At 52.3% G+C, this 11,719-nt stretch carries 12 protein-coding genes; 1 reads left to right on the top strand and 11 read right to left on the bottom strand.

Going from position 1 to position 11,719, the window contains the following annotated elements; all coding sequences use genetic code 11:
- Positions 1–3: 3 nt before the first annotated feature.
- The 8 genes from ruvX to cymR all read right to left on the bottom strand — a co-directional run bounded on the left by ruvX (position 4) and on the right by cymR (position 7,776).
- Positions 4–420 carry a Holliday junction resolvase RuvX gene (gene ruvX / locus ACE5LO_RS17485; protein WP_375521295.1) on the bottom strand — a complete coding sequence of 139 codons (417 nt, stop codon included), beginning with the start codon at positions 418–420 and terminating at the stop codon, positions 4–6.
- A complete protein-coding gene (locus ACE5LO_RS17480; protein ID WP_355320537.1) occupies positions 417–692 on the bottom strand; it encodes an IreB family regulatory phosphoprotein in 276 nt (91 codons plus the stop codon). Before ACE5LO_RS17480 ends, ruvX begins: the two co-directional genes overlap by 4 nt.
- Positions 693–839: 147 nt before the next feature.
- A complete protein-coding gene (gene alaS, locus ACE5LO_RS17475; protein WP_375521294.1) occupies positions 840–3,473 on the bottom strand; it encodes an alanine--tRNA ligase in 2,634 nt (877 codons plus the stop codon).
- A gap of 352 nt (positions 3,474–3,825) precedes the next feature.
- A complete protein-coding gene (locus ACE5LO_RS17470) occupies positions 3,826–4,893 on the bottom strand; it encodes an AI-2E family transporter (protein ID WP_375521293.1) in 1,068 nt (355 codons plus the stop codon).
- A 427-nt stretch (positions 4,894–5,320) separates the two neighbouring features.
- Positions 5,321–5,530 carry a YrzR-like zinc ribbon domain gene (locus tag ACE5LO_RS17465; RefSeq protein ID WP_355320540.1) on the bottom strand — a complete coding sequence of 70 codons (210 nt, stop codon included), beginning with the start codon at positions 5,528–5,530 and terminating at the stop codon, positions 5,321–5,323.
- Positions 5,531–5,538: 8 nt separating this feature from the next.
- Positions 5,539–6,060, bottom strand: coding sequence for a PRC-barrel domain-containing protein (locus ACE5LO_RS17460; RefSeq protein WP_375521292.1), 522 nt, complete (start codon positions 6,058–6,060; stop codon positions 5,539–5,541).
- A 129-nt stretch (positions 6,061–6,189) separates the two neighbouring features.
- On the bottom strand, positions 6,190–7,341 hold the full coding sequence (locus tag ACE5LO_RS17455) for a cysteine desulfurase family protein (protein WP_375521291.1): 1,152 nt from the start codon (positions 7,339–7,341) through the stop codon (positions 6,190–6,192).
- 15 nt (positions 7,342–7,356) lie between these two features.
- Positions 7,357–7,776, bottom strand: coding sequence for a cysteine metabolism transcriptional regulator CymR (cymR, locus tag ACE5LO_RS17450; RefSeq protein ID WP_375521290.1), 420 nt, complete (start codon positions 7,774–7,776; stop codon positions 7,357–7,359).
- 260 nt (positions 7,777–8,036) lie between these two features.
- Here cymR and mnmA point away from each other — a divergent pair, with 260 nt between their 5' ends.
- Positions 8,037–9,161 carry a tRNA 2-thiouridine(34) synthase MnmA gene (mnmA, locus tag ACE5LO_RS17445; protein WP_375521289.1) on the top strand — a complete coding sequence of 375 codons (1,125 nt, stop codon included), beginning with the start codon at positions 8,037–8,039 and terminating at the stop codon, positions 9,159–9,161.
- A 123-nt stretch (positions 9,162–9,284) separates the two neighbouring features.
- Here mnmA and crcB (ACE5LO_RS17440) read toward each other — a convergent pair whose 3' ends face one another.
- The 3 genes from crcB (ACE5LO_RS17440) to ACE5LO_RS17430 all read right to left on the bottom strand — a co-directional run bounded on the left by crcB (ACE5LO_RS17440) (position 9,285) and on the right by ACE5LO_RS17430 (position 11,415).
- Positions 9,285–9,644, bottom strand: coding sequence for a fluoride efflux transporter CrcB (crcB, locus tag ACE5LO_RS17440; protein ID WP_375521288.1), 360 nt, complete (start codon positions 9,642–9,644; stop codon positions 9,285–9,287).
- The gene (crcB, locus tag ACE5LO_RS17435) at positions 9,641–10,042 is read right to left on the bottom strand and encodes a fluoride efflux transporter CrcB (protein WP_375521350.1); all 402 of its coding nucleotides are present in this window, start codon (positions 10,040–10,042) and stop codon (positions 9,641–9,643) included. Before crcB (ACE5LO_RS17435) ends, crcB (ACE5LO_RS17440) begins: the two co-directional genes overlap by 4 nt.
- A gap of 62 nt (positions 10,043–10,104) precedes the next feature.
- Complete coding sequence (locus ACE5LO_RS17430; protein WP_375521287.1) at positions 10,105–11,415, bottom strand: replication-associated recombination protein A; 1,311 nt, start codon at positions 11,413–11,415, stop codon at positions 10,105–10,107.
- Positions 11,416–11,719: the final 304 nt, after the last annotated feature.

The raw sequence follows: 11,719 nt of genomic DNA, 5'->3' as shown, positions 1-11,719 counted from the left end.
CCCTCACCTTTTAATGTTAGCATCCAAATAATTTTGCAAAATCAAGCTTGCGGCCATTTTGTCAACAACCTGCTTGCGCTTCTTCCGGCTGACGTCTGCTTCCAGCAGCGTCCGCTCTGCGGCGACGGTTGTTAGCCGCTCATCCCAAAGGTGAACGGGGATGTTCAGTAACTCGCGTAATCTTTCGGCAAAAGCCATTGCAATTTCGCCCCGTGGGCCAACGGTTCCGTTCATGTTCTTGGGCAAACCGACAACAAGCTCGGAAATCTCGTTGCCCCGCACCAGCTCGGCAATCTTGCCATATTCGCTCTCGTCCTTACGCCGTTCGATAACTTCTAATCCCTGGGCGGTCCAGCCGAAGGCATCGCTCATGGCGACGCCAATCCTGCGGTCCCCGTAATCCAGACCCATCACTTTCATTCCGTCTTCCCCTGACGATGGCTGGCCAAATAAGAACGGACCAGTTCTTCGATCAGCTCATCACGTTCTTTCTTGCGCACCAGACTTCTGGCGTTGTTGTGTCGGGGAATATAAGCCGGATCCCCCGACAGCAGGTAACCGACGATCTGATTGATGGGATTGTATTCCTTCTCGACCAGAGCATCGTATACCGTCAGCAGTATTTCCTGCGCCGACGCTTCCTTCTCGTCGGCCTTGACATTAAACTTCACCGTCTTATCCATGGAATCCATGTAGACACCTCGCTTCCACAAAAACATGACACACATGTTTATGCCAGCTATTCCTCTATATCATATCATAACCTGGTGCCTGCAAGGAAATTAACGGCCCTAATTTCCCAGATTTCTGTATATTTTTCAGAATTACGGCTGGTTTATTCAACTGCCGGAAGCCGCAGTCACCAGCTCGACTGCTCGGGCAAGCGCTTCGTCAAGCTTGGAGGCGTCCCGCCCTCCCGCCTGTGCCATATCCGGACGGCCGCCACCACCGCCGCCGCAGACGGCCGCGATTTCTTTCACCAGCTTGCCGGCATGAATACCCGCTTTTACCTGCTCGGCAGGCACTGCCACGACAAAGTTTACTTTATCCTCCATCGCTGCTCCAAGCACAAGCACAGCGGACGGCAGCTTGCCTTTCAGCTCATCGGCAATTGCACGGAGATTATCCATTGTAGATGCCTGTACGCGAACAGCCAGCAGCTGCGTGGCTCCCGCCTGTACAACCTTGTCGGTCAACTGGCCGGCCTCGATGGCGCTCAGCTTGCCCTGCAGCGATTCGTTCTCGCGGCTGAGCTCCTTGATTTGCTGATGCAGCCCCTCAATCCGTTTCGGCACTTCATTAACGTTGGCTTTCAGAAGCATGGCTGCCGACTTCAGCAGCTCAAGCTGGCCTTCCGAATATTCGTACGCGTTGCGCCCGGTCACCGCCTCGATTCTGCGTACGCCGGACCCGATGCCACTCTCGCTCACCAGCTTGAAGAGCCCGATTTGCGAGGTGTTGCCCACATGGCAGCCCCCACACAGCTCAATGCTGTAGTCTCCCGCTTTGACAACCCGCACGATGTCCCCGTACTTTTCACCGAAGAGAGCCATCGCTCCCAGCGCCTTGGCTTCATCAATTGACATCAGATCAATGGTAACCTTGTCCTGACTCCAAATATGGCTGTTGACTCTGCGCTCAATATCCGCGAGCTCTTCGGCCGAAATGCTGCCAAAATGCGAGAAGTCGAAACGCAGGCGCGAAGCCTCCACCAGGGAGCCTGCCTGATTCACATGCTCGCCCAGCACCTCTTTCAGCGCTTTATGAAGAAGGTGCGTGGCAGTATGGTTTTTCTCAATGTCCTGGCGGACTTCAGCATCTACTTCCGCCCGTACGGTATCGCCCACGCGCAGCTCGCCCGCCTGCACCAGAATCTGATGGACATGCTGGCCCTGCGGTGCTTTGCTCATACCCTGAACCTTTGCGGTCACCGCTGCGCCATGCAATACCCCGCGGTCGCTCACCTGTCCGCCGCTTTCCGCATAAAACGGAGTCATATCCAGGACAATCTGTGCTTCCTGGCCTTCACTTATATTATCGACCAATACATCCTCATAAATAATAGCCAGTACCTTGGATTCGGTCACGAGGTCATTATATCCAACAAAATCACTTTTAACCGTCAGCTCGGACAGCGCTCCGCCCTGTACCTTCATGCTGCCGCTGTCCTGGCGTGCGGCACGGGCGCGGTCACGCTGCTCCTGCATCGCCTGGTCAAAGCCTTCGCGGTCAACCGTCAAGCCGTGCTCACTGGCATAATCCTCCGTAAGGTCAAAGGGAAATCCATAGGTATCGTACAGCTTGAAGGCGTCAGTGCCGCTGATGACCGTCTGTCCCGCCGCTTTTGCCTGCTCGCTGATCTCGGACAGAATGGCAAGGCCGTCGCTCAGCGTTTCATGGAAGCGCTCCTCTTCCGTTTTAATCACCTTGACGATGAAATCGCGCTTATCCACGACCTCCGGATAGTATACTCCCATGACGTCGCCGACGGTCTCCACCAGCTGGAACATAAACGGCCGGTCCAGCCCCAGCTTTTTGCCGAAACGAACCGCACGGCGCAGCAGGCGGCGGATAACATAACCCCGGCCTTCGTTGGAAGGCAGCACCCCGTCGCCCACGGCGAAAGTTACTGTACGAATATGATCCGCAATAACCTTGAGGGCTACATCCTTCTCAGGATCCTCATTGTATTTAACACCGGCAATGGCAGCCGTCTTCTGAATCATCGGCTGGAACAGGTCTGTATCAAAGTTGGAGTTCACATTCTGCAGGATGGAGGCAAAACGCTCCAGGCCTGCGCCTGTATCGATATTTTTGTTCGGAAGCGGCGTATAGCTGCCATCCTTGTTATGGTTGAACTGGGAGAACACGAGGTTCCACACTTCCAGATAGCGCTCGTTCTCGCCGCCCGGATACATTTCCGGGTCCGACATATCACTGCCGTAAGCTTCGCCGCGATCATAGAAAATCTCGGTACAAGGACCGCACGGCCCCTCGCCGATGTCCCAGAAGTTGTCTTCCAGCTTGATGATCCGCTCCGCAGGCAGGCCGATTTTCTCATTCCAGTATCTGTAAGCCTCTTCATCCTCCGGGTAAACTGTGACCGACAGCCGCTCAGGATCAAAGCCGATCCATTTCGGACTCGTCAGGAACTCCCAGGCCCAGGTAATTACTTCTTCTTTAAAATAATCCCCGATGGAGAAGTTGCCCAGCATCTCGAAAAAGGTATGATGTCTGCGCGTTTTGCCAACATTCTCAATGTCATTGGTGCGGATACATTTCTGGGAATTCGCGATACGCGGATTTTCAGGTTTGACACGTCCGTCGAAATAGGGCTTTAAAGGCGCCATCCCGGCATTGATCCACAGCAAAGTCGGGTCATTGTGCGGTACAAGCGAAGCGCTCGGTTCAATCGCATGTCCCTTTTCCTTAAAAAACTCCAGCCATTTGGAGCGAATTTCACTGGCTTTCATAACACATGCCTCCATCGGTTCAAATTTAGGTAAAACAGAAAAACGCCCCTGAAAAAAATCAGGGACGAAAATATCGCGGTACCACCCTGGTTATCACTGTCTGTGCCTGTGCATAAACAAGTGATCGCCTTATACAGACCGGTAACGGGGTCCTTGCCGACGGGGATGAGCCGCACTCCGAAATGAGCTTTCCGCCGTTATCTGACACAGGCTCTTGCAGCCTTCACGGGAGAACCTGTGAAGAAGCCCGCTCTCTGGGAAAGAAACCCGGCGTACTTAATTTCATCAACGTTTTATCCTGTAAACATTCACACTTGATTATACTTGCGGGTATAGGAGCTGTCAATAAAATCTAAACCGTTTTTCGTTTGATATAGTAGGCGAAAAGCCGCTGTACTACTACTTTGAGCACAGCCATTACTGGCACGGCCAAAATCAGACCCGGAATGCCTGCAACCTCTCCGCCCACCAGAAGCGCAAAAATAATTGCGAGCGGGTGCAGATGCAGCGTCCGGCCCACCACCTGCGGTGACACCACATTGGTCTCCAGAATTTGACACACAATATTCACAATAATGACCATAACCACCATTTTCATCGAGATCGTTGAAGCCATAATCACTGCAGGTGCGGCCCCGAGAAAAGGCCCCAGATACGGAATGATGTTAAAGAGCGCCACGATGCTGGCAAGAAGCAGAGCATAGGGCATTCCCGCAATCATATATCCCGCATAAGCCAAGGCCCCGATAATGACGCATACGAGAAATTGTCCCCGGATATAGTGCCCGAGCGCCGTATCGATTTCCTTCAGCATGACAACAATCCCCTTGCGGTGAGCGCCCGGAAGAATCGATACCACCGCCCGCTCAAACACGTCAAAATCCTTGAGAATATAGAAGATCAGAAACGGCACGATGAAAATATTGAGCAGCGTATTAATCATGCCCCCGATGTTATCCATAATGCCCGTAATGGCCGTGGAAATACGGTTTTCCAGCTGAAAAACCCATTGATTCATTCCGCTGCGGACGCCACCTGGCATCACTTGATTGTCCAAATCGGACAGAAGTCCCTGCGCATGCATTGTAATTTCGGGCAAATGCTCATTTAATTCTTCCAGCTGCTCAATCAGCATAGGGATGATGTTCATCAACACGACGCCAAGGCAGGTCAGGAAAAAGGCATAAATGAGCAGCACCGCCACTCCCCTTGGCATCTTCCTGCTGCTGAGCATATTCACGACAGGGTTAAGGACATAGGAAATAATCATGGCCACGGCGAAGGGCGCGATGATCGTTTTTAAAAAACCGTATGTAGTGAAAAACAGCGGACGCAGGAGCCATAGGAAGTATAAAATCATCAGACCGAGCAGCAGCAGCACACCATTACGGAAAAATCTGTTTTTGGATAAATGCTCCATCTTCTGCTTCACCTTCTTTTCTGGGACTTGCCTTCCGATTCAGTATATGCCGAAGCAGACCGGATTAACCCGCATTCCCCTTTCCAAAAAAAACGCGCCTGATCTTCCGCTATCCGGAAGAACAAGCGCGTGTTAAACTACAGCAATACGAAGCCGGCAGTCACAATCATTTAAGTGCGTGTTCAAAAAGTCAGGTTTTCAGCACCGAAGCCTATGCTTCCGAAGTGCGTTTTTTCAAAACGCTTGAGTTGAATGAAGCTAGGGACTGAGGAGCGGAGCGTACGTTTGGTGTACGTGAGCACCTGAAATGTTTCCGGAGGAAACATGCTTCGGAAGCATGCGCTTAGTCCCGGCTGAATTCAAGATTCGATGTCGAGTCCGCTTCCTGACTTACTTTGTGATCAAAAGATGACTTTTTGAACAACCTCTAAGAGGATGCGTGCGCCTGCGGGAATTCCTGGGTATACTCCTCACCGAAGAACAGATCGTCCAGTGAACTGAGCGTTCCGTCTTCTTCGACCTGGTAGACAGACATTTTATCTCCGATTACCTGCAGTTCAATATAACAGCCCCAGCAGTAAAACTGGTGAGAGCCGATTTTGCCTATATCTTTGGAATTACAATTTGGACATTTCATAAATTCACCTATCCGTTAACAGAATGTATAGCCTTCTCCAATCGCTGCTCGCTCAGCGGGGGAACCATAATCGCATTCTCCCCGATGGACATGCCGTTGGTGCAGGGCAGCCATTTCCGACCTTCGATCAGGTCTGAAACAAAACCCTCGCTGATTTCAATCCCTCTTACCTTGTTGCCCAATTCCTGATCAAAATAAACATCGGTGACATGTCCAAGCATAAGTCCCTCCTCCGTCAGAACGGACAGATCCTTAAGCTTGCTGCCGCCAAGAAGATAAGTATAATGTATGTCGTCGGCTTCCGTGTTGCGGACAGCCTGCTGATTGCGAATCATTACGGCATCTTCCCCGTACGCTACGATGTCTTCCCAATCAATGGTCTTGACGTGGGAGGAAAAGAGACTTTTCCCTTCCAGTTCAATCCCTTTAATGGTCCAGTCCGCCGTAAGTATAAAATCATGTATTTTGCCAATCTGCTTGCCGTCTTCCACATTAAATACAGCAAGACCGATCATTTCCTGAAGCTTCATGTCGGGTGCCTCCTCATCATTCATATTCCGAACATGCGGTAAAATCTTGCTCTTGCACGCAGCAGTCTTGCCGTTCGGCTGATGAAATGGAAAACAGCACTACCCTCCTTTCAATTTACGGAGCTTCCCCTAATGCCTATTACGCAGCCTTTGCGATATGGTTGCAATTTTTTCAGCCGTGTATTCCATTTCTTCCGTAGTATTACCCAAACCGAAACTAAAACGAATCGCGGAACGCAGAATATCTTCGGGAAGATTCATGGCTTGCAGAACATGAGACAGCTCAATGGAGCCGGAGGTGCATGCGGAGCCGCTTGCCGCCGCAATTCCTTCCATATCCAGATTCATCAGCATCGTCTCCGTGCCGCAGCCGGGAAAGCTGAGATTCACAATGTGAGGCAGGAAATGCTCACTGCTGCCGTTCACCGTAAATCCGCCGCTGCCAAGACTCTGCTCTAGGCCGTTCAAAAGCGTTTCACGGAGCAACAGATCATGCTCTCTCCGTTCATGAACCGCAGCGGTTGCAATGGCGGCAGCCTTCGCAAAGCCGGTGATGCCTGCTATATTTTCCGTACCTGCCCGCCGTTGCTTCTCCTGCAATCCGCCGTACTGCCGGGGCTGAAGGGCTGTGCCGCGGCGCACATACAAGGCTCCAATCCCCTGCGGCCCGTTGATTTTATGGGCCGACACGCTCAGCAGGTCTACCGGCAGATCGCGGCATGAAATCGGTAGCGCTCCGAAGGCTTGTACAGCATCGACATGAAACAGAATGCCCCGGCTGCGCGCCAGCTCCCCCACTTCAATGACAGGCTGAACTGTTCCGACTTCATTGTTGGCATACATCATGCTGATCAGGAATGTATCCGGTCGAATAGCGGCCTCTACCTCCTCCGGAAGCACACGCCCAGTGTGATCCACAGGCACATAAGTCACTTCATATCCTAGTCGTTCCAGCTCAGCACAGCTGTGAAGAACCGCATGATGCTCTATTGCTGTTGTAATGATATGACCGTTCCTGCGCCCTTTGGCGAACGCCGCTCCGAAGAGGGCCAGGTTGTCGCTTTCCGTACCGCCTGACGTAAAAATCACTTCCTCCGACAGGCATCCTAAAGAAGCCGCAACGATGTCGCGTGCTTCGCTGACCGTGCGCTTGGAGATACGGCCGAAAGCGTGCACGCTTGAAGCGTTGCCAAATTGACCAGTCATGATATCCATCATGGTCTGCGCAACCTCAGGATGTACAGGAGTCGAGGCGGCATGGTCCAGATAAATCCGTTTCATCGCAAGCCACCTCGTTTAGATATAAAACATGTAGTTGTTTGTCTGATCCTTTTCCTGATAAGTGATCAAGTCCTTAAGGGTTGTCGAATCCAGCACGCCGGCAATGCTGTCCCGGATGCGGAGCCACAAATCCCGCTTCGCCGGATCGTCTTCTTCCGTAAAATCGACGGGGGAAATCGGCCCCTCAAGCACACGGATAATATCTCCTGCAGTGACTCCGGCCGGATCGTTCGACAGGATGTATCCGCCGTATGCCCCACGGATGCTTTTGACCAGTCCCGCATTGCGGAGCGGCGCAATCAGCTGCTCCAGATAGTGCTCGGACAGCTGGTTTCTCTCGGCAATACTTTTTAAAGAAGTCGGCCCTTCTCCGTATTTTGCAGCAAGCTCCATCATGATCGTTAATCCGTAACGTCCTTTAGTCGATATTTTCAAAGGTGCCACCTCTTCATAAATAAATTGCTGCATGATGCAAAATCTATGTTAAGACAAAGCTGCATAATGCAAATTAAAAAAACATTCTATTCCGATCATAGCTCTTATGGTATCATATCCAGACCGTTTATGGTAACCTTTCCTTTCCCGATTGTCAAACTGTTTTTGCTTGCATGTTTTTACTTGCAACAAATTGTGTTACAATGTGAGGGTTAAGGATTCATATCCTTGACCAATCCAACGAAAGTTCGGTGATGACGATGGCAAAAGCCAATAAAGATACCCGTGTCGTCGTCGGTATGTCGGGAGGCGTCGATTCCTCCGTAACGGCTCTTTTGCTGAAGCAGCAAGGTTATGACGTAATCGGCATCTTCATGAAAAACTGGGATGACACGGATGAGTTCGGCCGCTGTACGGCCGAAGAGGATGCGGAAGATGTGCGCCGTGTCTGTGAGCAAATCGATATTCCTTACTATACCGTCAATTTCGAAAAAGAATATTATGATAAAGTATTCTCCTATTTTCTTGATGAATATAAGTCCGGCCGCACACCAAATCCGGATGTGCTGTGCAACCGTGAGATCAAATTCGGCGAATTTCTGAATAAAGCGCTGGATTTGGGTGCTGACTATGTGGCTACAGGCCATTATGCAAAGGTTGTGGAAAATGACGGGGTCTATACACTTTTGCGCGGCGTGGACAGCAACAAGGATCAAACCTACTTTCTGAACGCGCTCAACCAGAAGCAGCTGTCAAAGGCAATGTTCCCCATTGGGCATATCCCCAAGCCGGAGGTGCGGCGGATTGCTGAAGAAGCGGGGCTGTACACAGCCAAGAAAAAAGACAGCACAGGCGTATGCTTCATCGGCGAACGCAACTTCAAGGAGTTCCTCAGCAATTATCTGCCTGCCAAAGGTGGCGATATGGTCGATATCGTGACCGGCGAGGTCAAAGGCCGTCACGACGGCCTGATGTATTATACACTCGGGCAGCGCCAGGGTCTGGGCATCGGCGGATCAGGCACCGGCGAGCCTTGGTTTGTAGCCGACAAGGATCTGGAACGCAACATTTTGTACGTAGTGCAAGGGGACAAGCATCCGAGCCTGTATTCCACAGGCCTTATTGCCGCAGGTGTCAACTGGATTGCCGGTGTGGACGCGATTCCGTCACAGCCGCTGCACTGTACAGCCAAGTTCCGCTACCGCCAGCCCGACCAGGGCGTGACGCTGACTTGGCGCGAAGACGGCTCGGTGCATGTTGCTTTCGACCAGCATCAGAAGGCGATCACTCCCGGACAGGCTGTTGTATTTTACGACGGCGACGTCTGCCTTGGCGGCGGCACCATCGACAAGATTGAGAAGCTGCAGTTGCAGCCTCAAGCCTGATACAAGCATAAAACGGCAATACTGCAAATAGCCATTCTTCCCCTGGGAAGGATGGCTATTTCGTTGTATGGATGATATCCCCCGTTCCGCTGCTTCATGACATTCCACGATGAAGGGAAGCTATCAGGAGGCAATCGCCATTCCGAGCGCTGCTCCCGCTATGCCGAGCAGCGCAGAAGACAGCACATAGAGAACTGCCCGGCCACCGCGGCCACTGTCGATCAGTTGCAGCGTCTCGTAGCCGAAAGTCGAAAAAGTCGTATAAGCCCCGCAAAAGCCGACGCCAAGCATCCCCCATAAAGTGAGAGACAGACTTCCCTGCGAGTACAGATGATACAACATCCCCAAAAGCAGCGAGCCTGAAATGTTAATGAGCCATGTGCCCCACGGGAAAGAAGTACCCAAGCGGGCAGACACCGCTTTGCCCAAACCGAAGCGCAGCACCGCGCCGACAATACCGCCGATGCCTATCAACCAGATCATATTGTTGCGCCACCTCCGGAGCGGGAAGCCATATATTGGCCCAGCCTAATGCCTGCCAGAGACATCAGAAGTCCGCCGAGCAGGCTTGCCAGAATATACAGCAAGGATGCCGCGGCTCGGCCTTCACTCCACAACCGCAGTGCATCAACGGTAAAGGTTGAGAATGTTGTAAAGGCTCCGGTAAAACCCGTGCCGATGGCGAGGCGCAAGCGCGGTGGAATCCGCCATGTTCCCGGGGTGACTGTGAAAAACCAGCCGAGGAACAGGCAACCGGACAGGTTGATAAGCAGCACCGCCAGCGGAAACCCACCGGCCGCCGTCGGAATCCACTGCTGTACACCATACCTACTGAGCGTTCCGAGCAGTCCACCGGCACCTACAAAGATTAAATCTTTTATCATTGGTTCCAACTCTCCTATGGCGACGAACCGAACTTTGGCGGCACAAAGTTATGTTCTTTTTATTTCTGCGATTCCCGCCATTGCTGATTTTGCCGGATTTTGCTCTCATTGCCTTGCTCTGTCGCCTTATAAAAGTTTAGGTCAGCAATCTCATCCGGCAAATACTGCTGTTTGACATAGTGATTAGGAAAATTATGCGGATATTTGTAGCCGACATGCCCCAGCTTCTCCGCACCTTTATAATGGGCATCCCGCAGATGCAGGGGAACCTCCGCCGACTTGATTTCGTCCATCACGGACATCGCATTCGAGATCGCCATAACTACCCCATTCGATTTCGGGCTTTCCACCGCAAACAGGATCGCCTGGGCAACATTCAGCTTGGCCTCCGGCCAGCCGTTATTGCGGTACGCCTCCAGCGCGCTGACAGCCTGCACCATCGCTTGCGGATTCGCCAGCCCGATATCCTCACTGCTGGCAGCGATCAGGCGGCGGATGAACGTCATCGGGTCCATGCCCAGCTTTTCCACCGCATACAGAAACCAGAACAGGGCCGCATCACTGGAGCCGCGAATGCTCTTGTGAAAGGCAGACAGAACATCATACTGTGTGGATTCATCCGCTTTAACAATCGGTTTGCGGATGGACTCTTCCGCCACCTCAAGCGTGATATGGACCGTACCGTCCGCGAGCGGAGAGGTCGTCAGTGCAGCCAGCTCAAGGGCGTTCAGAGCACGCCGGATATCCCCGTTCGCCATGGTAGCGATATGATCCAGTGCCTCTTCATCGACTTTCAGCTGCATGAAACCAAGCCCTTTGGCCTCATCACCGAGGGCACGGCGCATGGCGGCCAGCGAATGCTCCCTGGTAAGGGCCTCCAGCTGAAACAGAGTGGACCGGCTCAGCAAGGCCCCGTTAACGTAGTGAAACGGATTTTCCGTCGTGGCCCCAATGAAGATGATCGTCCCCTTCTCTACTGCTGGCAGCAAGGCGTCCTGTCTGGAGCTGTTGAAACGATGCACCTCATCGAGGAACAGGATCGTTTTGGTGCCATACATCGCCTTGTTGCTTTGCGCCTGGTCGATCACCTCACGGACATCCTTAACCGAGGCATCGACTGCATTCAGACGCACAAAGTTCCCCTGCGTATGATTCGAAATAATATGAGCCAGCGTCGTCTTGCCACATCCCGGCGGGCCATACAGCAGAATGGAACTCACCTGGTCGGCTTCAATTGCCCGCCGCAGCAGCTTTCCCGGGCCTACAATATGCTCCTGTCCAATATATTCATCCAGGCTTACCGGCCTCATCCGGTCCGCAAGCAGACGGCTGCCCGGGGTCGATTCCTGGGAAAAAGAAAACAAATCCATATGTTCACATCCTTGAAAGTTTGCGTAAACCGTTCGTAACACTGTCTTCTATTTTAACACACCGCCGGTCACACTGCAGTTAAACGAGTAGTAAGTGGTTGGGGCACATACATACCGAACGGCGCATGAAGCACAAAAAGCCGAGAACAGGGAGAAGCTCGTTCCTGTTCTCGACTTTATTACCACCCATAAATCGCCGGAGATTGGCGACTTATGGGTGGCATTGATGAGTAGAAGGACGCACGCAGCAGCGGAAAGGACGAAGCAATTCCGGAAAAGCGGCAGCGTTCGCCTTTATCCCCCA

It is taken from the genome of Paenibacillus medicaginis (genome assembly GCF_042138635.1).
GTDB classification, from domain to species: Bacteria; Bacillota; Bacilli; order Paenibacillales; family Paenibacillaceae; genus Paenibacillus; species Paenibacillus medicaginis.
Note: the sequence above shows the minus strand (reverse complement) of the source record. Positions and strands in the feature narration are given on the sequence as shown.